We start from the raw sequence: 24592 nt of genomic DNA, 5'->3' as shown, positions 1-24592 counted from the left end.
CGGGGGGGGGGGGGGGGTTTGAGGGGGGGGGTGTGTTTGTTTGGGGGGGGGGGGGGGGGAGGAGGGGGGGGGGGGGGGGGGAGGGGTCCACCCCCCCTCCCCCCCCCCCCTCGCGCTCCCCCCTCTCCATCCCGCGGCCGGGCGCCCGGTTGAGGCGTGGCGCGTCGGAGCGTCGCCTGGAACGGCAGATCAGGGCTTTTAGGGGAACCGAAGGGATCCTGCTTTGAAGCGCCTGAAGGGAGGAACCTCCCTTCAGGTCGCAATCCCAAGCATGGGTCGGGCTGCGGCCGCATCAAGGACAAGCCCGCTTCGCGGGTCGCTCCGCGATCCTTGACCCGCCCCCAGCCCTCGCGCGGAGAGGCACGCCGGTCTCCCTTGAGTCAGCGAACGAAGACAAGGGGGTCCAGGGGGTCACCCCCTGGTCGGGGGGATCGGGGGGCGGAAGCACCCCGCAGCGGCCGCCCCAAAGCCGCCGTCAGTCGATCAACCCCATCGCATGGAAGCTCGCCACCCGGTCCTTGCCGACCACGATATGGTCATGCACCGCGATCCCCACGGCCGCGCAGGCGCGCTGGATGCGGCCGGTCATGTCCACGTCGGCGTCCGAGGGCGTCGGATCGCCCGAGGGGTGGTTGTGCACCAGGATGATGGCGCTCGCGTTCAGCTCAAGCGCGCGTTTGACAACCTCGCGCGGATAGACCGGCACGTGGTCGACGGTGCCGACCTGCTGCGCCTCGTCGGCCACGAGGATGTTCTTGCGGTCGAGGAACAGGATGCGGAACTGCTCGATCGGCTCATGCGCCATGCGCTGGCGGCAATAGGTCTCCAGCGCCTCCCAACTGGTGATCGCGTCGCGGTGGAGGACCTGGGCCTGGGCGAAACGGTGGGCGGCGGCCTCGACGATCTTCAACTCCTGCACCACGGCGTCGCCGACGCCCTGCACCTCGGCCAGGCGGCGCGGGGCGGCGGCGACGACATGGTTGAAATCTCCGAAGGCGTTCAGCAGCCGCTTGGCCAGCGGCTTCACGTCCCGCCGCGGGATGGCGCGGAACAGGACCAGCTCCAGCAGCTCGTAATCGTGCAAGGCCGCCGGGCCTGCGCGCATGAACTTCTCCCGCAGCCGGGCGCGGTGGCCCAGCTGGTCGGGGATCGGCTCCTTGCGAGGCGTCGGCGCGGGCGCGTCCGCCGCCGCCTCGGCCTTGTCGAGCGCGGCCATCAGCGCGGCCTCGTCCTCGGCCGCCAGCAACCCCGGCAGCGGCGCCTCGGCGAGGCCCTGGAGCGCGGCGCGGCGCGGTCGGTCTGACATGGCTGAACCCTCCCCCTGCGGGAAAACATCAGCCGCCAGCTTCGGCAAGCTTGGTTAACAAACCTTCACCACAGGGGGGGGAATAACGGAGATCCGCGCGCCGCCCGCGGGCTGTCGCGCGTCAGCGCGGGCGGGCGGGCCGCCGGCGCCCGCAAGGGCGGCAGGGCCGCATGCCCGCAAACAGAAGGGGCGCGCCGCACCCCGCGACGCGCCCCCCACAAACCACGATGACGCGCGCTTACTTCGCCGCGGCGCGGCTCGCGGCGATGTAAAGCTCGCGCAGGCGGGCCGCCATCGGCCCCGGCGCGCCGGTCCCGATCGCCACCCCGTCGATCTCCACCACCGGGGTCACGAAGGACGACGCCGAGGTGATGAACGCCTCGGCCGCCCCCTGCGCCTCCTCCACCGTGAAGGCCCGCTCCTCCACCGCGATCTGGGCGCCGAGCGCCTGCTCGCGCACCGCGGCGCGGGTGCAGCCATGCAGGATCTCGTTCGACAGGTGCCGCGTCACCAGCGTGCCGTCCTGCTTCACGATCCAGGCGTTGTTCGAGGTCCCCTCGGTCACGTACCCGTCCTCGACCAGCCAGGCGTCATCCGCCCCGGCCGCCTTCGCCTCCATCTTCATCAGCGACGGGTACAGCAGCTGCACCGTCTTGATGTCCCGCCGCCCCCAGCGCAGGTCCGGAGCCGTGATCACCTTGGCCCCGCGCTTGGCCAGCGGGCTCTCGATGATCGCCTTGGCCTGGCTGAACAGCACCCAGGTGGGCTTGATCCCCTCGGACCAGCCGAAATCGCGGTCCCCGTCCGACCCGCGCGAGCACTGGAGGTAGATCATCCCCTCCGTGAGCCCGTTGCGTTCGATCAGCTGCCGATGCACCTCGATCAGCTCCGCCTCGGGCATCGGCGCCGGCATCTTCAGCTCGGCGCAGGAGCGCCCCAGCCGCCGGTAATGCGCGTCGAACTCCACCAGCTTGCCGTCGAGGATCGTGGTGACCTCGTAGACGCCATCCGACATCAGGAAGCTGCGGTCGAAGATCGAGACCTTCGCCTCTTCCTCGGGCACGTATTCGCCGTCGACATAAACAATGCGGGACATGCCGCGCTCCTTCTCTCTCTCAGCCCCAGAGGGCCGGCGCGGGCGGATGCACCCCCGCGTCGTCATACTCAAGCGCCGCCTCGCGGTCCTCGGCCAGCAGCAGCGGCCCGTCGAGATCGGCGATCTCGGCCCCCTGCGCCACCAGCACCGCGGGCGCCATCGCCAGCGAGGTGCCCATCATGCAGCCGACCATCACCTGGTAGCCCTCGGCGCGCGCCGCATCGCGCAGCGCCAGCGCCTCGGTCAGGCCCCCGGTCTTGTCGAGCTTGATGTTCACCATGTCGTACTTGCCGCGCAGCCCCGGCAGGCTGGCGCGGTCATGGCAGGCCTCGTCCGCGCAGACCGGCAGCGGGCGGGCGATCTCGCCCAGCATCCCGTCGGCCCCGGCGGGCAGCGGCTGCTCCACCATCGCCACGCCGAGCCGCAGCAGCGCAGGCGCAAGCTCGGCGTATTCCTCGGCCGTCCAGCCCTCGTTGGCGTCGATGATGATCTTCGTCTTCGGGGCGCCTTCGCGCACGGCCTCGAGCCGCGCCATGTCGCCCTCGCCGCCGAGCTTCACCTTCAGAAGCGGGCGCCAGGCATGTTCGGCCGCCTTGGCGCGCATCGCCTCCGGCTCGCCCAACGACAGGGTGTAGGCGGTGACCACCGGCCCCGGCTGCGCCAGCCCCGCCAGCGCCCAGGCGGGTTTCCCCGCCCGCTTGGCCTCGAGGTCCCACAGCGCGCAGTCGACGGCGTTGCGGGCCGCCCCGGCGGGCAGCGCCTCGGCCAGCGCGGCGCGGGTCAGCGCCGCCTCGGGCAGCGCGCGGATCTCCTCGATCACGCCCGCGACCGTCTCGTCATAGCGCGCGTAAGGCGTGCACTCGCCCCAGCCCTGCGCGCCCCCATCAGACACCCGAACCGTCACCACCTCCTGCGCGGTGCGCGAGCCGCGGGAGATGGTGAACACCTCCCGCAGTCGAAACGTCTCGGCTTCGGCCGTCAGCCTCATGCCAGCGCGTCCACGATCCGCCCGACGCCGGTGCGCACCGGGTCCACCGTCGGCAGGCCCATCTGCTTTTCAACGGCGGCGAGGTAATCGAGCGCCTCTTCCTCGGACATCGCCTTGGTGTTCACGCAGATGCCGACCACCTTCACGTCCGGGTTCACCACCCGCGCCATCATCAGCGCCGCATCCTGAAGCTGCTCGAGGCTCGGGAGCTGGTAATCCGGCAGCCCGCGCATGTGGGGCCGCGTCGGCTCATGGCACAGCACCAGCGCGTCGGGCTGGCCGCCATGGATCAGCGCCAGGGTGACGCCGGAATAGGAGGCGTGGAACAGGCTGCCCTGCCCCTCGATCAGGTCCCAGTGGTCGTCGTCATTGTCCGGGGTCAGCCATTCGACCGAGCCGGCCATGAAATCGGCGATCACCGCGTCCAGCGGCACGCCGTTGCCGGTGATCAGGATCCCGGTCTGGCCGGTGGCGCGGAAGGTGGCCTTCATGCCGCGCGCCTGCATCTCCGCCGACAGCGCCAGCGCGGTGTACATCTTGCCGACCGAGCAATCCGTGCCCACGGCCAGCAGCCGCTTGCCCTTGCGCCGCACGCCGGACGCGATGGGGTATTTCACCTCGGGAATGCGCACGTCATGCAGCTTGCGCCCATGCTGGGCCGCGGCCATGACCAGCTCTTCCTCGTCGCGCAGCAGGTTGTGCAGGCCCGAGGCGATGTCCATGCCCGCCGCCAGCGCCTTCTTCAGCACCTCGATCCAGGGGCTGGAGATGATGCCGCCGCGGTTGGCCACGCCGACGACCAGGGTCTTGCACCCGGCGGCCACGGCCTCCTCGATGGTCATGTCCGGCAGGCCCATGTCGGCCTTGCAGCCCTCCATGCGGAACTGGCCGAGCGCAGCCTCGGGGTTCCAGTCGCGGATGCCCTGGGCCACCTTGGCGGCCAGCGGGTCGGGCGCGTCCCCGAGGAACAGCAGGTACGGTTTCTCCAGCATGGTCGCCTCCTTTCAACTTGCCCGAATGGTGGGGCCGAGCAGGGTCGCGGTCAATGTTGCGCTGCGAAGGCGCTGAAAAACGCAAGGACCGCCCGCGCCGGAGGGGCGCGGACGGTCCGGGATCAAGACGCTTCGACGAAACGGCTATTCTGCGCAATATTCTTCGACGGCGCCTTGGCGCCTGTCGAAGGATTGCGCGCGAATCCGCCCCCTCGCGCCGCGTTCAGCAGATTCGCGGCAACTGTTCGCCCGCCAGCATGTCGACGATGCGGCCGCCGCCGAACAGGGTGTTCATCACCACCCGCCCCGCCACGCCCTCGCGCGCGCGGCCGACGATGCAGGCCTCGCGCCCCTCCGGCGTCGCGCGGATGGCGGCGAGGGTCGCCTCGGCCTCCGCCTCCGGCACGAACAGCACCAGCGCGCCCTCGTTGGCGAGGTAGAGGGGGTCCAGCCCGAGGATCTCGCACATCCCCTTCACCTCGTCGCGGATCGGCAGGGCGGTTTCCTCGAGGTCGATCTGCACCCCCGCCGCCGCGGCGATCTCGTTGAGGGAACTCGCCAGCCCGCCGCGCGTCGCGTCGCGAGCGCAGCGCAAGGACGGCGCGGCCTCCATCGCGGCGGCCATGACGCGGTGGAGCGGGCGGCAATCCGTCTCCAGCTCCGTCTCCAGCGCCATGTCCCCGCGGGCGTTGAGGATGCAGGCCCCGTGATCCCCGAGCTTGCCGTTGACGATCGCCACGTCCCCCGGCCGCACGTTGCGCGCGCCCAGGTCCACCCCCGCGGGGATGACGCCCACGCCCGAGGTGGTCACGTAGATCCCGTCGCCATGCCCCCGCCCGACCACCTTGGTGTCGCCGGTGACGATCCGCACGCCCGCCTCATCCGCCGCTTCGCGCATCGAGGCCGCCACGCGCTTCAGGAGCGCCATGTCGCAGCCTTCCTCGATGATCACCGCGCAGGACAGCCAGAGCGGCGTCGCCCCCCCGACGGCCAGGTCGTTGACCGTGCCGTTGACCGCGAGGTCGCCGATATTGCCGCCGGGGAATTCGATGGGCGACACCACGAACCCGTCGGTGGTGAAGGCGATGCGGCCGCCATCCTGCGCCGCCGGGGGCGCCAGCCGCGCCTGGTCCTCGTCCGAGAAATCGGGGTTGCGGAACGCCTCGGCGAAGATGCCGTCGATCAGGTCGCGCATCGCCCGCCCGCCGCCGCCATGGGCCAGCGTCACCTCGCCCGTGATCCGCGCCGGGTCGACGCGCGAGGCGCCGGTCTTGCCGCCCGAATTCTCCATGGATCCGTCCATCACGCCGCTTCCCCTTCCCGGATGCCCGAGTACAGCCGATAGGCCGCGCAGGCGCCTTCCGAGGACACCATGAGGGCGCCCAGCGGCGTCTCGGGCGTGCATTCGCGCCCGAACTTGGGGCACGCGGTCGGCTTGATCATGCCCTTCACGACGTCGCCGCAACGGCACCCCTCGGCCAGCGCCTCTTCGCGCCCCGAGCCCTTGCCGGCGGCATAACCGACGCCGAACTTCTCCTCGGCGTCCCAGGCGGCGTATTTCGCCCGGATCTTCACGCCGCTCTCGTCGATCTCCCCCAGCCCGCGCCAGTCGAACGCCGCGCGCCGCTCGAACACGTCGTCGATGGCGGCCATGGCGGCCGGGTTGCCCTTGTCGGGGACCACGCGGGCGTACTGGTTCTCGATCTCGGCGCGCTGGGTGGTGATCTGCTGCAGCACCATCAGCACCGATTGCAGCAGGTCCAGCGGCTCGAACCCCGCGACCACCAGCGGCTTGCCGTACTCCTTCGCGATGAACTCGTAGGGCTCCACCCCGATCACCATCGACACGTGGCCCGGGCCGACGAAGCCGTCGAGCTGCATGTAGCGATCATCCAGCAGCGCCTTGAGCGGCGGCGGCACGAGGATGTGGTTGCAGAACAGGGTGAAGTTGGTCAGCCCCTCCTTCGCCGCCTGCTGCACCGTCAGCGCGGTCGAAGGCATGGTGGTCTCGAACCCCAGCCCGAAGAAGCAGACCTCCCGGTCCGGGTTGCGCCGCGCCAGTTCCAGCGCGTCGAGGGGCGAGTAGACCATGCGCACATCCGCCCCGCGCGCCTTGGCGGTCATCAGCGAACCGCGCGTGCCCGGCACCCGCATGGCGTCGCCGAAGGTCGCGAAGATCATGCCGGGGCGCTCGGCGATCTCGAGGCAGTCATCCACGCGGGACATCGGCAGCACGCAGACCGGGCAGCCGGGGCCGTGGATGAATTCGAGGCTGTCCGGGGTCAGCTTGTCGAGGCCGTAGCGGAAGATCGCGTGGGTGTGCCCGCCGCAGATCTCCATGATGCGCACCGGGTTCTCGGGCGTCGCGTCGGTTTTCGCCAGCTCGGCCTCGATGGCTTTCAGAAGCGATTTCGCCTTGGCGGGGTCGCGGAATTCGGTGGCGAATTTCATGCGGCGGCTCCCTTGGCGGCGTCCTCGGCGCGGATGCGCTCTTCGTCGAGCATCGCGTTGCTGGCCTGGATCGCGTCGATTTCCTCCATCGCCTCGCCGAGGGCTTCGAGCGCCTCCAGCGTGGCGGCGGCCTCCGCCTCGTCGATCACCGACATGGCGAAGCCGACATGGACCAGCACCCATTTGCCGACGAGCGCGTCGGGCCCGCCGGTCCCCACGGCGCAGGCGAGGTTGACCTTGCGGCGCACGCCCGAGACGTCGACCGTGCCGACAAGGTTGTCCGCGTCATCGATGGCCGTCACCCGGCCCGGTATTCCAAGACACATGTCGTGTTCCCTCCCTCGCGGCGCGGGCGCCGGGGTCCTGTTCTGGCGCCTTATTCCGCGGCCGGGCCGACCGCGCGCAGCGGCGGCTCGATCCCGTAGCGTTCCAGTTTCGCGCGCAGCCCGACGCGGGACAGGCCCAGCTCCTCGGCCGCGCGCGACTTGTTCCACCCGGCCCGGGTCAGCGCATCGCGCAGGATCCGCGCCTCCATGCGCTCCACCCGCTCCTTCAAGGTGCCGATCCCCGAGACGGCGAGGTCGGCGGCCTGGTCCTCTTCCTCGGCGCAGGGCGCGGCGCGCAGGATGCGAGGGCTCAGGTGCTTCGCGCGCAACCAGCCATCCTCGCAGGCCATCAGCAGGCGCAAGAGCTCGTTCTCCAGCTCCCGAACGTTGCCGGGCCAGCGCCAGGCATGCATGAACTCGAGCGCCGCGGGCTCGATCCCCTCGGCCTTCTTGCCATGGGCGGCGATCAGGCGGGCGAGCAGCCGTTCGGCCAGCGCCGGGATGTCGGCGGGGCGGTCGCGCAGCGCGGGCACCTCGATCGGGTTGACGGCGAGGCGGTAGTAGAGGTCCTCGCGGAAACTCCCCGCGGCGGCCTCGGCCTCGAGGTCGCGATTGGTGGCGGCGATGATGCGCACGTCGACGGTGCGGGTCCCGTTGGCGCCGACGGGGCGGATCTCGCCCTCCTGCAAGAAGCGCAGCAGCTTGACCTGGAAGGCGGGCGAGGTGTCGCCGATCTCGTCCAGGAACACCGTGCCGCCATCGGCCTGTTCCAGGAGGCCCACGCGGGCGGCATGGGCGCCGGTGAAGGCGCCCTTCACATGGCCGAACAGCTCGGATTCCAGCAGCTCATCCGGGATCGCGCCGCAGTTCACCGCGTGGAAGGGCTGGTCGGCGCGCAAGGAGCCATAGTGGATGCCGCGGGCCATCAGCTCCTTGCCCACGCCGGTCTCGCCAAGGATCAGGGCGGGCACGTCGAAGGCGGCGATGCGCGCGGCCTCGGCGCAGACCCCCTCCATCGGGCTGCCGGGCGCCATGGCGATGCGCTCGAAGCCGAAGCCCTGCTTGACCGCCTCGCGCCGCTTGGCCAGCCGCGTCTCGACGGTCCCCGTCAGCTGCCGCGCCTCGAGCGTCAGCCGGTCATGGTCGCGCTGAAGCTGGAACAGCCGGGCGCCGTTGCGGGCGGCCATCAAGAGCTGGTCCGGGTGCCAGGGCTTGGCCAGGAACTGGTAGATCCCCGCCTCGTTGATCGCCCGGATCATGTCGTCGGTCTCGGTATAACCCGTGACCACGATGCGGATCGTCTCGGGCCAGCGCTCGCGCATCCGCGAGAGCAGCTCCACCCCCGTCATGCCCGGCATCCGCTGGTCGCAGAACACCACCTGGATCCATTCCTCGGCGAGGATCTTCAGCGCCTCCTCGGCGCTGCCGGCGCGGAAGATCTCGAACTCTTCCTCGAGCGCCATCTCCATGGCGTCGAGCGAGCGCGGCTCGTCATCGACCAGCAGGACCGAGGGGGGGCGTGCGGCGCTCATCCCCTCACTCCGCGGCGGGAATGGCGGCGAGGCGGGCCTCGGCGGCGGCGCGGGCGCGCGAGAGGACCTGGGCGCGGTGGGCGCGCAGCCAGTCGTACCAGTCCTCCATCCCCTCGCCCGTGCGGGCCGAAAGGCGGATGAACACGGCCTCGGGGTTCACCTTGCGCGCATTGGCCTCGTAGAGGTCCAGATCCACGTCGCAATGGGGGGCGAGGTCGGTCTTGTTGAGGAGGACCACCCCCGCTGCGGCGAACATGTCGGGGTATTTCAGCGGCTTGTCCTCGCCTTCCGTGACGGAGAGGATCGCGACCTTGGCGGCTTCGCCGAGGTCGAAGGCGGCGGGGCAGACGAGGTTGCCGACATTCTCGATGAACAGGACGCCGAAGGGCTGGGGGGCGAGGCGGGTCCAGGCCTCGCGCACCATCTCGGCATCGAGGTGACAGCCCTTGCCGGTGTTGATCTGGATCGCCGGGGCGCCGGTGGCGCGGATGCGGTCGGCATCGGCGGCGGTCTGCTGGTCGCCCTCGACCACCGCGATGGGGAAGGCGCCCTGCAGCGCCTCGATGGTGCGGCACAGGAGCGTCGTCTTGCCCGAACCGGGCGAGGAGACGAGGTTCAGCGCCAGCGTCCCCGCCCCTTCGAAGAGGGCGCGGTTGGTCGCGGCGGCGGCGTCGTTCTTGGCGAGGATGCCGGTCTCGATCTCGATCATCCGGGATTGGGACAGGCCGGGCGCATGGGCGTGGGCCGGGCCGAGGCCGTAATGCACGTCGCCGTTCCCGGCCTGCGCCGGGGCGTGGTGGTGATGGCCGTGATCATGCGCATGGTGATGGTCATGCGCGTGGTCGTGGCCGTGGTCATGCGCATGGTGATGGTCATGCGCGTGGTCGTGATCGTGGTCATGCCCATGCCCGTGGTCATGCCCGTGCGCTTCGGCATCGTGCCAGGTCACGGAGCCGTCGGCGTTGTGGCTGTGGGGCCGGGAATGGTCGTGGTCCTCGCCATGGTGGTGGTGGTGACCGCCTTCAATGCTCGCGCCGTCGCCGGCGCATCCGCACACAGTGCACATTACAGAACCTCCAGGTCCTTGATCCGCATCTCGTCGCCGCCCATGGGCGACAGGCGCCCGCCGCCGCAGAGCGGACAGGGCGCAAATCTCTCTTCGATCTCGACCGCCTCGCCGCAGTCGAAACAGGCCGCCTGCCCCGGCAGGTCGATGATCTCCAGCGCCGATCCTTCGGCCGGAGAGCCGCGCATGACCACCTCCCACGCGAAGTGCAGCGCCTTGGGGTCCACCCCGGCGAAGCGGCCGATCTCCAGCCGCACCCGGCGGATGGTCTTGAAATCATGCTGCTTCGCCTGGTCCTCGAGCGTCATCAGGATGCCCTCGCAGATCGACATCTCATGCATGGGCGGGCTCCGGGGCAAGGGTCCCGGACAGCGCCCCGGAAAGGGAGAGCGTCCAGGGCAGGCAAGGGTCGATCAGCGCGAGGGCCGCGCGGGCGACCGCCTCTTGCGGGGCGGCCGGATCGGTCGGGATGGCCGAGAGGGCCGCCTCCAGCGCGCCGCCGGGGGCGAGGGCGAAATCGGTGGGCGTGGCGCGGGAGAAGGCGGCCACGCGGCCGTCATCGCCCAGGGCCGCGCGCATCAGCATCGTGCCGCGCGCGGCCTCCGCCGCGGCGTGGGGGGCGGCGGCTTGGGGGGCCGGGCCCGGCGCCCGGATCGCGGGCGCATGGCCCGAGAGCAGCGCGTCCGCCTCGACCAGCCTTGCGGCGAAGCGGGTCGCGGGGCACGGGCCGCGCAGGGCGAGCAGCTCGCGCACCAGCGGCGCCTCCGCCTGGCGGGTCAGCACCGAGGCTTCCACGGGCCGTCCGCCCTGCCCCGCGGGCGCGCCGGCGCCGGGCCAGTCCACCGGCGCGGAGGGATCGAGCGGCGCGGCCCCGCCCCGTCCCCAGGCCTCGGGCCATTGCAGCAGCGCGCCCATGGCGCGGGCGGCGGCGGTCTCGCCCCACCCGGCCCAGAGCGCCAGCGCCTCGACGTCCCGGGGCGCGCCGCTTGGGCCGAACAGGGCGCGCCGCGCGGCGTCCCCGCCGCGGGCCATGGCGGCGGGCGCGGCGGGATCGGGCGCGTGGCCGAGGATCTGCGGCAGCTCCACCGCCAGCTTCAGCGCATGTTCGCGCGAAGTCTCGGCCCGCAGCTTCTCCGCCGCGGCGGGGTCCTGCGGCAGCCCGAGGGCGGCGCGGGCGCCCCCCTCCTGCGCCGCGGCGCAGACGTTGAACAGAAGGGCGGCGAGGCGCGCGGCCTCCGCCGGGCGCTTGCCGCGCACGAGGCGGCCGAAGGGCAGCGGCGCGGGCGCCTCGAGGCGCAGCGCGACGCGTCCCCCCGTCACGGCCGCATGGACCGCGAGGCGCCCGGCGCCGGGGATCATTCCGCCGCCCCGCCGGGAGAGGAGGCGGGCACGGCGGAGGCGGGGATAGCCCCTGCGGGTTCTGGGCCGACCGGCCCGGCGGCGCCCTTCGGGGCCTCCGGCGCATCGCCCTCGGCCGCGCCAAGCCCGCGCGGATCGCCGAACAGCAGCCCGCGCCGGGTCGGCGAGGGCTCGCGCCGCAGGTCGGGCAGCTTGCTCGGGGCGGCGGCCTCCGGCTCGGCCTTCGGCGGCGACAGGGGCGTGCCCTTGTCCTCCTCCGGCTCGGCCAGCTTGGGGTCGAACAGCTGCGCGGCCACGGCCCGGGCGACTTCCGCCGCCTTCATGTGGCTGGCGAACTCGTTCATCGGCGAGAACAGCGAGCACGCCTTGTAGCCGCCGATGCCGTCGCGGCTGTTGTGGATGAACTCGTACTCGCCCGAGGGGAAGGCCAGAACCTCCTTCTCGCCCGCCCGCAGCCCGTCCCAGCGCGTGCCGGGCTTCGGCAGCAGGAAGATGTTCATGAACCACTGGGTGACGAGGACGCCGACCAGCATCCCCTCCCACTCCCGGAAGCCGATCGCCTCGATCGAGAGCGAGCGGTTCACCAGCGGCGTGTCGCGCATCCGGCCGTTGTAGATCTCGCGGAACTCGGCCTCGAGCGCGCGGACGGCTTCGGCCACTGGGTCGACGGTGGGTTCGGGCATCGGCGCGCCGCCGCCCTTGACCATGAACTGCTCCTTGGGGGCCCCGCATTCGGGGCAGGTCCAGTCCTCGGGCAGCGCCAGGAACGCGGCGCCCGGCGGGATCTGCCGCGTCTCGTCGCCGAGCGACGGCTCATAGGCGTTCCAGCAGATCTTGCATTCCATCGCCGCGTCGGGGGGCAGCTTGCTCGCATCGCCGAGGTAGGAGCCTTCGAAGCGCGGGCCGGTCATCGGATGGCGTCCATGACTTCGCGCAGCCGCTCGGCGCTGTCCTCGAGGTCCTCGGCGGCGGCGCAGACCACCTCGGGCAGGTCCGTCACCTCGATGCTGTCGAGAATGAGCGTGTCCATGGAGTTGTAGAAGCGCACGAACCAGACGTTATGCAGCGCGGTGGCCGAGACGCGGCAATTGCCGTAGCCGCGGCTCAGGATCTCGGCCGCGCCCTTCCCGAGGGCGGCGGCGATGTGGTCGAGATCCTCGGGCGTGTGCGGCAGCAGCGTCAGGTTCACGACATGGGCCGCATCCCCCGCCTTGCGGCGCGAGGCGGCGTCGAAGAGCTCGGTCACGATGCCCGGCGCGTTCACGACGGCGTTCGACGTGGGCGCGAACGGGCCCGCGGCGTGCTCGATCGGGTCGAAGGCGCGGGCGAAGAAGGCCGCCGGGGCGCGCCCGATCTCGAGCCGCTCGGCCCCGCCTTCCGACACCACCCAGACGCCCGCGAAGACGCTTTCCTGGGCGCGCAGCGGCGGGGCGCCCTCGATCTTGGCCGACACCTCGCCCTCGCCCATGGTCTGGGCGACGATCACCCGCGCGGCGGGCGCGAGGTGATCGAGCGTCACCACCTCGACCCCGCCCTCCGTCGCGATGCGCGCGCAGGCCTCGGCGGCGCGGCCGAGCACCTCGAGCGCGGGGGGGATGGCCGCCGCCTCGACATCGTCGATCTCGGGCAGGCGCGGCTCATAGGTCGCCATGCCCGAGGGCATCGGCATCCATTCGACCTTCTCGGAATCGTCCGGCTGGGAGCCGACGCCGAAGCCCGTGGGGGGGAACTGAAAACCCTGCATCATTCTACCTTTCAGGCGGCTTCGGCGGCGTCGAGGATGGCGCGGGTGCGGGCGATGTAATCGTCCCAGTCGCGGATCTTGGCGATGTCGCCGATCTGCTTGCCGTCCCGGAAGAAGATCAGCGACGGGGTCGGCCAGACATCGACCTTCTCGCGCGCCGGGCGGTCATAGGCGAGGTCCGCGACCACGCCCATGTCGAAGCGGTTCTGGAAGGCCTGGGCGAGTTCGGGAAGGATCACTGCGGCGTCCAGCGTCTCGAGGTTCCTGGCCGGATCGCCGGGGATCAGCAGGGCGTGTTCGCCGGGGCCCATGCAGAAGGCCTCGAAGGATCCGTCATCGTCGACGGCGGTCCAGCCGAGCTCTGCGGTCAGGCGGGCGAGGAGCGGGTGGGTCACGGGTCTGGGTCTCCCTCAGGCGGCGCTTCGGCCCGCGCGGCGGGCGGCTTCAAGATGGGGCGGCAGCTGCGGCTCGCGCGCGTCGAGATCGGCGAAGGCGTCGCCGGCGTCGCCGCCGTTCATGATCGCGGCCAGCCCGCGCAGGGCGGCCGAGACCTTCATGGCCTCGTCCTCGGTCATCACCTCGCGCGCGGCGCCGAGGAAGCCGAGGACCCAGGTCCCGGGATCGACCGGGCCGGTGAGGGCGAGGTCGAGGGTCTCCTGGCGGCCCGCCTCGTCCTCGCACAGGGCGCTGCAGCCCTCGACGGCGAGCACCTTCATCGGGGTTCCGACGCACATGGCTCAGGCGCCCGACAGAAGGTCGGCCTCGGCCGCGAGGGCCTCGGCGCGCAGGCGGATGAAGCGGTCGTCGCCCACGCGGCAGGCTTCGTCCTCGGAGGGGCGGCCGCCCTCATAGGCGTCGCGGCTGATCGAGGGATCGGCGAGAGGGGCCTCGGCGCGCTGTTCGCGCCGGGTCGGGGTCACGCCCCAGGCGTCCCGCAGCTCGGCCAGCGCGATGTCGATGGCGGGCTGGATCTGCGCGGCCACGGGGGCGCGCAGCCCGCCGCCGTAATCCTCCAGCTCCTCGGGCTGGACGCCGATCAGCAAAAGGTTCTCGGGGCGATAGCCCATCAGCTCGGCGGTGGCGATCACGTCCTGGAAGCCGGTCTGGTGCAGCGACATCTTCTTGGCGCCCATGAAGCTCGGGACATCATCGCCGCGCACGATCTTCATCTCGCCGGGGGTCAGGCCGTAATCGATCGCGTCGAACACGATCAGCGCGTCGGTCTCCTCGAGATGCGGCAGCAGGTAGAGGCCCTGGGTGCCGCCATCCATCACCGTCACGTTCTCGGGGAAGTCCCACTCGGCGGCCATCGCCTCGGCGGCGCGCACGCCGAAACCCTCGTCGGCCCAGAGCAGGTTGCCGATGCCGAGCACCAGGATGCGGGGGGCCCCGGGGGCGGATTCGTCGCGGCTCATCTCTCGTCCCTTTCCACCCGCCCCCTGTCGGCGCGCGCGAAGGGCGCGGTCGGGACGGTTCGCCGAAATCTTTGCATATGCCGTGCCAGTTTGCGGCGCGGCGGCTGCATCGCTTCCGGTCAAGCACTTGCCGCAATGCATCAAAATCGGTCCCGACGCTTGCGCTGGAAGCGAGGATGCCACTGCGCGGCAGTGGTGAAAAGTTTCTTACCGAAAAACGAACAGGCCGCGCGATGCGCGGCCTGCGAGGGCGATGACCGGAAAGGGCGCGCCCGGGCCGGGGCCCGGGCGGCAGCGGCGCGATCAGACGCGGCGGCGGCGCAGCCCGACGAGCAGCGCGACCGCGCCGGCGAGAAGCGGCGCGGCGGCGGGGACCGGGACGTCGGACACCCCGTACAAGGCATTGATTTCACTGGTGGACAGCGCGTCGTCCCAGACCATCACGTCGTCGATCAGGCCGTGGAAATTCTCGGTATACGGCGCGAACTGGGCGCCGAACCGGGTGTTCGTGCCCGAGGCGGTCGGGGCGAGCTGCACCGCCGCGGCGAGGGCCGGCGCGCCGTCGATGTAGAAAGACGTGCCCGCGGCCGAACTGGTCAGAAGGTAATCATGCCACTCGCCATCCGTCGGGAAGGCGACGGGGGTGGAGGCGAGCTGGTCCGACAGGCGGAAATTGCTGCCCGCATAGCCGATATAGAAGCCCGGCCCGCCGGAGAACCCCTGGGAGATCAGCTCGACGATGCCCGAGCCCCAGGAGAAGGCCTGCGCGCTCAGCGCCACCGAGAAGGCCGCGCCGCCGGTGGGCACGACCTTGCCCGTGAGCTCGGCATAGGAGCCGGGCGCGCCGTTGACGAACAGCGCGCCGCCCCCGGTCACCGAGGCGCCGCCGAGGACGCCGCCGTTCACGCCGCCGACCGTGTCGGTCACCGTGCCGGCGTTGAAGTCATAGGCATGGGTCAGCGTCGCGGCCGCGGCGGGCGCGGCGGCGGCGGCGGCCAGGAGGCCGGCGGCGGCGATGGCGGACCGGATGACATGCATGGATGAAGCCCCGGGTCTCGGGTCGGCGCCCCCTGCGCCCACCGTTCAGGTTTCGTATAGCATGGAATGCCGGGATGAAAAACGCCGCCCCGAACGCCCCCCCCCCCGAATGCGGACCGCCCCGCATCCGGGCGGATGCGGGGCGGCGCGGCGGCGGCGCGGCGGCCGCCGCCCCGGGACGGGGCCCCGGGGCGGAGGCGAGGCGGAGGCGGGACGGGCGGGGGTCACGGCCCCGCCCGCCCCGCCCCGCGGGAGGATCAGTTCGGATCGTCGTCCTTGAAGGTCCGGTGGCCCGAGATCATGGTCGAGACCATGGACTGGCGGCTCATGATGTCCTCCCGGATCGCCACGTAGATGTGGATGATCATGAAGATCACGATCCACCACATCCCGAGATGGTGCCAGGAGTGGACGTCGAGGCTCTGCCCGAAGAGCGGGATCACCCAGCCGAACATCTGGTCCTGCCACGACCCCGCCTGCGCGCCCTCGGCATAGAGGGCGAAGCCGGTGACGATCATGAAGGTCAGCCCGAGCGTGATGAACATGAACATCGCCAGCTGCGCCAGCGGGTTGTGGCCCACGTATTTCTTCGGCTGCGCCTCGAGGAACAGGTACCACTTCACCTCGAACCACAGCTCGGTCCAGAAGTGCTTGCGCCAGACCGGGATCACGAACAGCTGCCGCGCGTGGTGATTGCCCACGAAGGCCCAGTAGATCCGGACCAGGAAGCCGATGGTCAGGATGTAGGCCGCCGCGAAATGGGCGAAGCGGATATAGCCGAACAGGAAGTGGTCCGACGCCTCGCCGAAGGACAGCGAGGGCGGCGGCGAGCCGATGAACCACCCGGTGATGCAGAGCACCAGGATGGCGAGCGCGTTGATCCAGTGCCACATCCGCACCGGCGCCTCGTAGACATAGACCGCCGTGATCCGGCGGGCGGAGCGGACGTCTTCGGCGTCCGCATCGCCCGGGGCGAAGATCTCTCCGCGGTTGGGGTCGATGCTGGTCATGGCGCTCACCCGAGGCTGAGCGCGAGGCCGGAGGCCACCGTGCCCGCGCCGACCAGATCGCGCAGCACCGGACGGGCGGCCAGCGCCCGCGCGAGGCCGAGCCCGACCAGGTGCAGACCGCCGGTGGCGACCAGGAACCCGGCCATGTAGGCGCCCGCGGCGCCCGCCGCCTCGGCCCCGTGCGCATGGCCATGGGCCAGCGCGAAGGCGGCGACGGGCACGAGGCCCGCAAGGCCCAGCGACGCCCGGCCCGCGGCCAGGATCATCAGGCCGAACGCCACGCCCGAGGCGAGGATCAGCGGCTCGACCGCCGGCATCCCGAGGCCGGCGAAGGCCGCGAGGGCGCCGAGGGCCATGGCCGCCATGAAGGCGGCGGGACCGGCCCAGGCCCGGCCCGGAAGGGCGAGGCCGGACCACAGCCCGACGGCGAGCATCGCCAGCAGGTGGTCGAAGCCGCCGACCGGGTGCACGAGCCCGTGCACCAGGCCGCTGGCGGCGCCGCCCGTGTGGGCGGCGGCGGGACCGGCGACGACGGCGAGGGCGAGGGCGGACAGGGTGATGGCGAACTTGTTCATGGGTCTCTCCTTCAACGCACCTTGACGGTGGTCAGCTCGTCGCCGTCGGGCGACATCACGTGGGTGGAACAGGCCAGGCACGGGTCGAAGCTGTGCAGGGTGCGCAGGATCTCGACCGGCTCGTCCGGGCGCTCCATCGGAGTATTCATGAGGCTCGCCTCGAATGCACCGATATTCCCCTCGTTGTCGCGGGGCGACCCGTTCCAGGTCGTCGGCACGACGCACTGGTAGTTCTCGATCCGGCCGTCCTTGACCTTGATCCAGTGGCCGAGCGCGCCGCGCGGCGCCTCGGTCATGCCCACGCCCTTGGCTTCCTTCGGCCAGGAGGAGGGGTCCCACTTCTCGACGTTGGCGGTGGAACTGTCGCCGTTCTTGATGTTGGTCACCAGCTTGTCGAAGAAGTGACGCTGCAGGCGGCCGCAATATTCGGATTCCAGCGCGCGCGCCGCGGTGCGGCCGAGCGTGGAGAACAGCGCGTCCACCGGCAGGTCCATGTCCGACAGGAACCGGTCGACCTGGTCCTTGATGTCCTCGTGCCCCTTGGCGTAGCCGACGATGTAGCGGGCGAGCGGGCCCACCTCCATCGCGTTGCCGCGCCAGCGCGGGGCCTTGATCCAGGAGTACTTGCCGCCTTCGTCGAGCTCCTTGATGTTGGTCTTGGTCCCCTTGAAGTTCGGGCCGAGCTGGAAGTTCGGCTCGGTCACGCCGTCCCAGGGGTGCAGGCCGCGGGACTCGTCGTCGTACTTGTACCAGGAATGCGGCACGAACTCCTGCACCTGCTCCGGGTCGCGCGGGTCGACGTCATGCACGCGCGACAGATCGCCGTTGATGATCGCGCCGCGCGGCAGGTGCAGCTGCTCGGCCGAGAAATCGTTCGGATTCTCGGGGATGTCGCCATAGGCGAGGCAGGCCTTGGAGGAGAGGCCCCCGCCATAGAGCCAGTTGCGGTAGAAGCCGCCGATGGCCTTCACGTCCGGCAGGTAGACGTTGCGGTTGAACGTGTCGCACAGCTCGATGATCGAGGAGACGAGGTTCAGCCGCTCCATGTTGATCGCGCCCACGGCGCCGTCGCCATGCACGTTGATCGGGCACGGCACGCCGCCGACCAGCCAGTTCGGGTGCGGGTTCTTGCCCCCGAAGATGGTGTGGACCTTCACGATCTCCTTCTGAAGGTCGAGCGCCTCCAGGTAGTGGGTGACCGCCATCAGGTCCGCCTCGGGGGGCAGCTTGTAGGCCGGGTTGGTCCAGTAGCCGTTCTTGAACAGGCCCAGCTGGCCCGATTCCACGAACTTCTTGATGCGGTTCTGGACGTCGCGGAAATAGCCCGGGCTGGAGAGCGGGTGCGAGGGCGAGACCGCCTGCTGCAGCTCGGACGTCGCCTTCGGATCCGCCTTCAGCGCGTTGACCGGGTTGACCCAGTCGAGCGCGTGCAGGTGATAGAAATGCACGACGTGGTCGTGGATCTCCAGGTTCAGCTGCATGATGTTGCGGATGGAGTTGGCGTTGTCGGGGATGGTGATCCCCAGCGCATCCTCCACCGCGCGGACCGAGGTCAGCGCGTGGGTGCCGGTGCACACGCCGCAGATGCGCTCGGTGAAGGCCCAGGCGTCGCGCGGGTCGCGGCCCTTGAGGATCACTTCGAGGCCGCGCCACATGGTGCCGGTGGACACCGCGTTGCGGATCACGTTGTTCTCGTCGACGTTCACCTCGCAGCGCATGTGGCCTTCAATGCGGGTGACCGGGTCCACGACGACGCGCTTGCCGGTGGCGTCGAGGTCGAAACCGTTCGGGGTCATGGTCATCAGGAATCAGCCTTGCGATGCTTGTCGTCGTTGTTCTGACGGGCGCGCTTCAGGGCGCTGGCGGCGGCGTGGAGGGCGACGCCCCCGGCCGCGGCGCCGGCCGCGTAGCCGCCGATCTGGTCCGCGTTCGCCTCGACGCCGAAGGCGTTGATGTCGACCACGCGGTCATAGAAGGAGCCCTTGTCCCAGAACCCGTCTTCCGAGCAGCCGATGCAGCCATGGCCCGACTGGATCGGGAAGGACACGCCCTCGTTCCAGCGCACGGTGGAGCAGGCGTTGTAGGTGGTCGGGCCCTTGCAGCCGACCTTGTAGAGGCAGTAGCCGCGGCGCGCGCCCTCGTCGTCCCAGCTCTCGACGAACTGGCCGGCGTCGAAATGGGGGCGGCGGTAGCACTTGTCGTGGATGCGCTGCGAATAGAACATCTTCGGGCGGCCCTGGCGGTCGAGCTCGGGCAGCCGGTCGAAGGTGAGCATGTAGGTGATCACGCCGGTCATCACCTCGGCGATGGGCGGGCAGCCCGGCACCTTGATGATCGGCTTGTCGGTGATGACCTTGTGCACCGGGGTCGCGCGCGTCGGGTTCGGCGCGGCGGCCTGCACGCAGCCGTAGGAGGCGCAGGCGCCCCAGGAGATGATCGCCTTGGCGTGCTCGGCCGTGTGGCGCAGCTTCTCGACGAAGGGCTTGCCGCCCGAGATGCAGAACATCCCGTCCTCGTTCAGCGGCGGGTTGCCCTCGACCGCGAGGATGTAGTTGCCCTTGTACTTCTCGATCGTGTCTTCCAGCGCGGCCTCGGCGGCATGCCCGGCCGAGGCCATGAGCGTGTCGTCGTAGTCGAGCGAGATCATCGACAGGATCACGTCCTTGGCCAGCGGGTGCGCGGCGCGGATGAAGCTCTCGGAGCAGCAGGTGCATTCCAGCCCGTGGACCCAGATGACCGGGGTGCGGGGCTTGGTCTCCATCGCCTGGGCGATCTTCGGCGCGAAGGCCGGGCCGATGCCCAGCGCGGTCGCGGTCAGCGAGCAGAACTTGAGGAAGCTGCGGCGGGTGATCCCCTGCCGCCGCATCACCTCGTAGAAGGTTTCGATTTCGGCCATCGTTCCGGCGTCCCTCCGGGTTTATGGTGTCGGCAGGGGACGAGAATGCAGGCGCCGTGCCAACGAAGCGTCAACCCAAGTTTTCAAGGGCTTGCTGCGCTGCGGGTACGATTGCGTGCGGCTGCACACGAAAGCCGGTCCGGGCGAATTGGAAAGCGCGCTGCCAGCCGGAAGCGGGCTGACCGCCGACCTTGCGTCAGGCGGGACGGGCGGCGGCGCGGGAGGCGGCGCTCAGCCCGCCGCCTCCGCCTGGAGCCGCGCCATGGCCACGGCGGTCTGCCCCAGCGCCAGCCCGCCATCGCCCGCCGGAACCGCAGCGGGGATCAGCAGCGGCAGGCCCGGCGCCTGCGCCTCCAGCCCCGCGACGAGCAATTCGAGCAGCAGCGCGTTCTGCGCCACGCCGCCGGTGATGGCGATGGCCTCGGCGCCATGGGCATCCGCCAGCTCCGCCGCGGCCTGCGCCAGCGCCCCGGCCAAGCCGCGGTGGAAGGCGGCGGCGCGGGCCTCGGGCCCCTCCAGCGCCAGCAGCGCGGGCCACAGGGGAGCCGGGTCCAGCACCTCGCCGTCCCACTCCATGGGGGCCGCCGGGGCGCCCTGCCCCATTCCCTTGCGGGCCAGCGCCTCGAGCGCCATCGCCGCCTCGCCCTCGAAGCTCTGCCGGTCCGGGGCGCAGCCGACCAGCGCCGCGGCGGCGTCGAAGAGCCGCCCCATGGAGGACGAAAGCGGCGCATTCACCCCCCGCGCCATCGCCGCGCGCAGGGGGGCCAGCGGCTTGCCGGGCAGCAGCGCCTCCGCCTCCGCCTCCATCCCCGCCTGGTCGAGCCGCGCCAGCAGGTTGCGCCACGGATCGGTCTGCGCCGCCCCGCCGCCGGGGAGGGGCGCGGGGCGCAGATGCCCGACGCGGGTGTACTCGGCGTAATCGCAGAGCAGCAGCTCGCCCCCCCAGGCGGCGCCGTCCGGCCCCCAGCCGAGCCCGTCGAGCGCGAGGCCGAGGACCGGGCCGCCCTCCCACCCATGCTCGGCCATCGCGGCGGCGACATGGGCGTGGTGGTGCTGGACGCGGACCAGTGGAAGCCCGCTTTCCAGCGCCCGCGCCTCGGCCAGAAGGGTGGTGCGGTAGTCGGGATGCGCGTCGCAGGCCAGCGCCGCGGGGGCGTGATCGAACAGGGCGGCGTAGTCCGAGAGGGCGCGCTCGAATTCCTCGGCCGTCAGCGGGTCGTCGAGATCGCCGAGATGGTGCGTAAGCAGCGCCGCGCCGTCGCGCGCGAGGCAGGCCGCGGCCTTGAGGTGCCCGCCATAGGCCAGCACCGCGGGGGCGTCGGCGAAGCGGTCCGGCAGCGGGACCGGGTCCGGCGCCTGCCCGCGCGCCCGGCGCAGGATCCGCGGGGCCCCCAGCGTGACCCGCGCCACCCCGTCATCCACCCGCCGCGCGATGCGCCGGTCATGCAGCAGGAAGGCGTCGGCGAAGCTGGAGAGCTTCTCGCGCGCCTCCTGGTTGCCCACCGCCATCGGCTCGCCCGAAAGGTTGCCGGAGGTCATCACCAGCGGGCCGCCGAAGGCGCGGGACAGCAGGACATGGAGCGGCGTGGCGGCGAGCATCCAGCCGAGCCGGTCCTGCCCCGGCGCGACGGAGGGCGCGAGGGGCGTCTCGCCCGCCGCCAGCAGGGTGATGGGCGCGGCGGCGGAGGTCAGCAGCGCGGCCTCGTCTTCGGACACCTCGGCGAAGGGGGCGAGGGCGGCGAGGTCTTCGGCCATCAGCGCGAAGGGTTTCATCGGGCGCCGCTTGCGGGCGCGCAGGGTGGCGACGGCCTCTTCGTTCAGCGCGTCGCAGGCGAGGTGGAAGCCGCCGAGGCCCTTGATCGCCAGCACCTCGCCCGCCTTCAGACGCGCGGCGGCGGCGGCGATGGGGCCCGTGGTGGGGCCCGGGATGGGATCGGCGCCGGGGGTCTCGGGGCGGGCCTCGCCCTCGGCCGCCGGGGCGCCGGAGGGTTCCAGCCACAGGACCGGGCCGCAATCGGGGCAGCAGACGGGCTGGGCGTGGAAGCGCCGGTCGGCGGGGTCCTCGTATTCCGCGCGGCAAGCGGCGCACATGGGGAAGTCGCCCATGGCGGTGTTGGGCCGGTCATAGGGGAGCTTGAGAAGGATCGTCAGCCGCGGCCCGCAATGGGTGCAGTTCGCGAAGGCATGGCCGTGGCGGCGGGCGGCGGGGTCGAGGATCTCGGCCCGGCAGGCGTCGCAGATGGCGGCGTCGGGGGTCACGCGGGTGCGCGCGGCCCCGCCCCCGGTGGCGGCGATGGCGAAATCGGGCGGATCGCGCGGGTCGGCCGGGGCGCTGTCCACGGCGTCGATGCGGGCGAGGGGCGGGGCCTCGGCCCAAAGCGCGGCCTCGAAGGCGTCGAGGGCCGCGCCCTCGGCATGGATCAGCACGCCGTCCGCGTCGTTGCGCACGTCGCCGCGGATGCCCCGGTCGCGCGCGAGGCGCCAGACGAAGGGGCGGAAGCCGACGCCCTGCACCGCGCCGCGCACGCGGATGGCGCGGGCCCCGGGGGCGGAGGCGGGGGCGTTCGGCGTTTCGGTGGGGGCGCGGTCTGTCATCGCCGATCACAGAACGGCATCGGCGCGGGCGCGGCAAGGGGGCGCGGATGGCGCCGGGCCGATCCGCGTCCTACATGGGGAGAGGAAATCCACATCCCAGCTTCGGAGAACCGAAATCATGCAGACCGAAACCGTCGGCGCCGCCACGCTCGAGACCTGGACGCCCGAGGAGGTCGCCCGCGCCTTCGCCGCGGACGAGATCGTGGTGATCGACGTGCGCACGCCGCAGGAATACATGTTCGAGCATATCGAGGGCGCGCTGCTCGCCCCCATGGCCTTCATCGACGCGAAGAAGCTTCCCGGGCAGTCGGACAAGCGGATCCTGTTCCATTGCGGCTCGGGGATGCGCTCGGAACGGGTGGCGCGGATGGCGATCGAGGCCGGGTATGACCGGATCGCCCATATGGGCGGCGGCTTCGGGGCCTGGAAGGCGGCGCAGCTTCCGTACATTGGCACCAACATGGGCACCGGCGCGCCGCAGCGCGTGGGCTGAGGGGCCTTCGACCAGACTTGAGGCGCGCCGCCCCTCCCGGGCGGCGCGCTGCGTTTCGGCGGCCCGTTCAGCAGCCCGTTCGGCGGCCCATTCAGTGAACGGTGCAGACCATGCAGGGATCGAAGCTGCGCACGATGTGCTGGACGGCCAGCGGCTCGCGCTCCCCGTCCCGCACCGGGGCGCCTTCGAGGGCGGCTTCCAGCGGGCCGGGGGCCCCGAGCGCGTCGCGGGGGCTGAAGTTCCAGGTCGTCGGCGCGATGATCTGGTAGCCCGCCACCCGCCCGTCCTCGACCCGCAGCCAGTGGCCGAGCGCGCCGCGGGCGGCCTCGGTCAGCCCCTGCCCGCGGGCGGAGCGGGGCATGGCGGGCGGCTCGGCCATGAACCGCTCGGCCGGGTCCAGCGCGGCGCAGAGCGTCTCCAGCGCCGGGATCAGGCGGGCGATTTCCAGCAGGCGCCCCACGACCCGACCGCGCGCATCGGCCCCTCCGGCGGCGAGGGCCATGGCGAGGGGGTGGCCGTCGACGGCCTGCCGCGCGAGCGCGCCGGTCTCGGCAGCCCTGCCCGCGATGCGCGGGGCCTTGCACCAGGAATAGGCGGGGGCGGGCATCTCCGGGTCCGGGCGGGTGTCGCCGTCCCAGGGATGCGCGGCGGCGCGGCCGAGGAGCCAGGCGTGAGAGGGGTCCTCGGTGATCGAATCCGCGATCTCGGCGGCTTTGCGCGGGCGCAGGCGGCCGCGGTCGAAGAGGCCGGGGGCGAAGATCGGGCCGTCGGGTCCGTCATGGGCGCCGAAGCTCAGGAACAGGTCCGGGCCGCGGCCGAGGGCGGCGAGGCCCGCATCCTCCGCCGCCTCGAGGAACAGGCGCGCGTCGCCGCCCCCGGGCGCGCCCGCCCAGGCGTCGAGGGCCTCGGGGGTTTCAAGCGCGGCGAAGGCCTCGAGCGGGCCGCCGAACAGCTCCCGCTCGGCCCAGGCGCGGGCGCCGCGGATGGCGCCGAGGAGCTGGATCCGGTCGCGGGAAGAGGGCGCGCGGGTCACGCCGCCCGGCTGGATGCTGAGCGTATGCGGCCACTTGCCCGCGAGGATGCCCATGACGTGCAGCAGCCGCGCCCGGGCCTCAAGCGCCGCGGCGGCGCCGCGCCCGCCGGGGGCGCCGGTGCGCCCGGCGCCGAAGCGGTCGAGGGCGCGGGCGTGGAAGGGCCGCCCCTCATAGGCCGGGCGGGCGAAGTCCGGCATGAAGAACAGGTGGAAATGGGTGATGTGGTCGGCGAGGTTCTCGGCCCCGTGGATCAGGGCGGCGGCGCGGGCGCCCATGGGGGCGGGCGTCGCGCCCATCGCCTCACGCAATGCGGCGGCGGCGGCGACCGACTGGCTGATCGAGCAGATGCCGCAGATGCGCGGCACGATGGTCAGCGCGTCCTGGGGCGGCTTGCCGAGCATCATCGGCTCGAACCCGCGGAACAGGGGGGAGTTCACCTCGGCCCGCGCGACGGCGCCGTCGCGGACGTCCAGGTGGATTTCCAGGTCGCCTTCGACGCGGTTGAACGGTCCGGCGATGATGCGGGTGGGCTGCTCGGTCATGGGCGGGGAAAGTAGAGCGCGGGCGCCGCCGGGGAAAGGGCCGCCGCGCGGGGGCGCGCGGATTGCAACCTGCGGTGCGCTCTCCGGCCCCGGGCACGCCCCTGACCACGCGCCCCGGCGGCGCAGCCGCCTCC

24 protein-coding genes are annotated in these 24592 nt (G+C 71.8%); 1 reads left to right on the top strand and 23 read right to left on the bottom strand.

Features of this window, described 5'->3' with window-relative positions:
• Positions 1 to 475 precede the first annotated feature (475 nt).
• From radC to hypF, 22 genes are all read right to left on the bottom strand, one after another.
• Positions 476 to 1216: a RadC family protein gene (radC, locus tag ACQ5SO_RS16335; RefSeq protein WP_430942694.1), complete on the bottom strand. Its 741-nt coding sequence runs from the start codon at positions 1214 to 1216 to the stop codon at positions 476 to 478.
• A 328-nt stretch (positions 1217 to 1544) separates the two neighbouring features.
• Positions 1545 to 2402, bottom strand: a complete 858-nt coding sequence (locus ACQ5SO_RS16330; RefSeq protein ID WP_430942692.1) for a D-amino-acid transaminase — start codon at positions 2400 to 2402, stop codon at positions 1545 to 1547.
• 19 nt (positions 2403 to 2421) lie between these two features.
• A complete protein-coding gene (dgcA, locus tag ACQ5SO_RS16325; protein ID WP_430942691.1) occupies positions 2422 to 3390 on the bottom strand; it encodes an N-acetyl-D-Glu racemase DgcA in 969 nt (322 codons plus the stop codon).
• The gene (gene dgcN, locus ACQ5SO_RS16320; protein ID WP_430942690.1) at positions 3387 to 4382 is read right to left on the bottom strand and encodes an N-acetyltransferase DgcN; all 996 of its coding nucleotides are present in this window, start codon (positions 4380 to 4382) and stop codon (positions 3387 to 3389) included. The genes dgcA and dgcN overlap by 4 nt, the downstream gene beginning before the upstream one ends.
• A gap of 223 nt (positions 4383 to 4605) precedes the next feature.
• On the bottom strand, positions 4606 to 5685 hold the full coding sequence (gene hypE / locus ACQ5SO_RS16315) for a hydrogenase expression/formation protein HypE (RefSeq protein ID WP_430942689.1): 1080 nt from the start codon (positions 5683 to 5685) through the stop codon (positions 4606 to 4608).
• On the bottom strand, positions 5685 to 6833 hold the full coding sequence (gene hypD, locus ACQ5SO_RS16310) for a hydrogenase formation protein HypD (protein ID WP_430942688.1): 1149 nt from the start codon (positions 6831 to 6833) through the stop codon (positions 5685 to 5687). Before hypD ends, hypE begins: the two co-directional genes overlap by 1 nt.
• Positions 6830 to 7159: a HypC/HybG/HupF family hydrogenase formation chaperone gene (locus tag ACQ5SO_RS16305; RefSeq protein WP_430942687.1), complete on the bottom strand. Its 330-nt coding sequence runs from the start codon at positions 7157 to 7159 to the stop codon at positions 6830 to 6832. Before ACQ5SO_RS16305 ends, hypD begins: the two co-directional genes overlap by 4 nt.
• 50 nt (positions 7160 to 7209) lie before the next feature.
• Positions 7210 to 8691 (bottom strand): sigma-54-dependent transcriptional regulator, encoded by a 1482-nt coding sequence (locus tag ACQ5SO_RS16300; protein ID WP_430942686.1) that lies wholly within the window; start codon positions 8689 to 8691, stop codon positions 7210 to 7212.
• A 4-nt stretch (positions 8692 to 8695) separates the two neighbouring features.
• Positions 8696 to 9757 (bottom strand): hydrogenase nickel incorporation protein HypB, encoded by a 1062-nt coding sequence (hypB, locus tag ACQ5SO_RS16295; RefSeq protein WP_430942685.1) that lies wholly within the window; start codon positions 9755 to 9757, stop codon positions 8696 to 8698.
• Positions 9757 to 10098, bottom strand: a complete 342-nt coding sequence (hypA, locus tag ACQ5SO_RS16290; RefSeq protein ID WP_430942684.1) for a hydrogenase maturation nickel metallochaperone HypA — start codon at positions 10096 to 10098, stop codon at positions 9757 to 9759. Before hypA ends, hypB begins: the two co-directional genes overlap by 1 nt.
• Positions 10091 to 11116, bottom strand: coding sequence for a hypothetical protein (locus tag ACQ5SO_RS16285; protein WP_430942683.1), 1026 nt, complete (start codon positions 11114 to 11116; stop codon positions 10091 to 10093). Before ACQ5SO_RS16285 ends, hypA begins: the two co-directional genes overlap by 8 nt.
• Entirely contained in the window at positions 11113 to 12027 is a 915-nt protein-coding gene (gene hybE / locus ACQ5SO_RS16280; RefSeq protein WP_430942682.1) for a [NiFe]-hydrogenase assembly chaperone HybE, read from the bottom strand. Before hybE ends, ACQ5SO_RS16285 begins: the two co-directional genes overlap by 4 nt.
• Positions 12024 to 12860: a hydrogenase expression/formation protein gene (locus ACQ5SO_RS16275; protein WP_430942693.1), complete on the bottom strand. Its 837-nt coding sequence runs from the start codon at positions 12858 to 12860 to the stop codon at positions 12024 to 12026. Before ACQ5SO_RS16275 ends, hybE begins: the two co-directional genes overlap by 4 nt.
• 11 nt (positions 12861 to 12871) lie before the next feature.
• The gene (locus ACQ5SO_RS16270; RefSeq protein WP_430942681.1) at positions 12872 to 13255 is read right to left on the bottom strand and encodes a hydrogenase accessory protein; all 384 of its coding nucleotides are present in this window, start codon (positions 13253 to 13255) and stop codon (positions 12872 to 12874) included.
• Between the two features lie 15 nt (positions 13256 to 13270).
• Entirely contained in the window at positions 13271 to 13594 is a 324-nt protein-coding gene (locus tag ACQ5SO_RS16265) for a HypC/HybG/HupF family hydrogenase formation chaperone (RefSeq protein ID WP_430942680.1), read from the bottom strand.
• 3 nt (positions 13595 to 13597) lie between these two features.
• Positions 13598 to 14275 carry a HyaD/HybD family hydrogenase maturation endopeptidase gene (locus tag ACQ5SO_RS16260; RefSeq protein ID WP_430942679.1) on the bottom strand — a complete coding sequence of 226 codons (678 nt, stop codon included), beginning with the start codon at positions 14273 to 14275 and terminating at the stop codon, positions 13598 to 13600.
• Between the two features lie 303 nt (positions 14276 to 14578).
• On the bottom strand, positions 14579 to 15313 hold the full coding sequence (locus tag ACQ5SO_RS16255; RefSeq protein WP_430942678.1) for a LamG-like jellyroll fold domain-containing protein: 735 nt from the start codon (positions 15311 to 15313) through the stop codon (positions 14579 to 14581).
• 257 nt (positions 15314 to 15570) lie between these two features.
• Positions 15571 to 16323: a Ni/Fe-hydrogenase, b-type cytochrome subunit gene (gene cybH / locus ACQ5SO_RS16250; RefSeq protein ID WP_430942677.1), complete on the bottom strand. Its 753-nt coding sequence runs from the start codon at positions 16321 to 16323 to the stop codon at positions 15571 to 15573.
• A 5-nt stretch (positions 16324 to 16328) separates the two neighbouring features.
• Positions 16329 to 16898: a HupE/UreJ family protein gene (locus ACQ5SO_RS16245; RefSeq protein WP_430942676.1), complete on the bottom strand. Its 570-nt coding sequence runs from the start codon at positions 16896 to 16898 to the stop codon at positions 16329 to 16331.
• Positions 16899 to 16909: 11 nt separating this feature from the next.
• Positions 16910 to 18700, bottom strand: a complete 1791-nt coding sequence (locus tag ACQ5SO_RS16240) for a nickel-dependent hydrogenase large subunit (protein WP_430942675.1) — start codon at positions 18698 to 18700, stop codon at positions 16910 to 16912.
• A complete protein-coding gene (locus ACQ5SO_RS16235) occupies positions 18700 to 19794 on the bottom strand; it encodes a hydrogenase small subunit (protein WP_430942674.1) in 1095 nt (364 codons plus the stop codon). The genes ACQ5SO_RS16240 and ACQ5SO_RS16235 overlap by 1 nt, the downstream gene beginning before the upstream one ends.
• A 231-nt stretch (positions 19795 to 20025) precedes the next feature.
• The gene (hypF, locus tag ACQ5SO_RS16230; protein ID WP_430942673.1) at positions 20026 to 22389 is read right to left on the bottom strand and encodes a carbamoyltransferase HypF; all 2364 of its coding nucleotides are present in this window, start codon (positions 22387 to 22389) and stop codon (positions 20026 to 20028) included.
• 118 nt (positions 22390 to 22507) lie between these two features.
• Between hypF and ACQ5SO_RS16225 the strand changes: the two genes are divergently transcribed.
• Positions 22508 to 22882 (top strand): rhodanese-like domain-containing protein, encoded by a 375-nt coding sequence (locus ACQ5SO_RS16225; RefSeq protein WP_430942672.1) that lies wholly within the window; start codon positions 22508 to 22510, stop codon positions 22880 to 22882.
• A 91-nt stretch (positions 22883 to 22973) separates the two neighbouring features.
• On the opposite strand, the gene ACQ5SO_RS16220 is transcribed toward ACQ5SO_RS16225, so the two are convergent.
• Complete coding sequence (locus ACQ5SO_RS16220; RefSeq protein WP_430942671.1) at positions 22974 to 24458, bottom strand: nickel-dependent hydrogenase large subunit; 1485 nt, start codon at positions 24456 to 24458, stop codon at positions 22974 to 22976.
• Between the last annotated feature and the right edge of the window lie 134 nt (positions 24459 to 24592).

It is taken from the genome of Rhodovulum sp. DZ06 (genome assembly GCF_050586345.1).
Classification (GTDB): Bacteria; Pseudomonadota; Alphaproteobacteria; order Rhodobacterales; family Rhodobacteraceae; genus JBOCEF01.
Note: the sequence above shows the minus strand (reverse complement) of the source record. Positions and strands in the feature narration are given on the sequence as shown.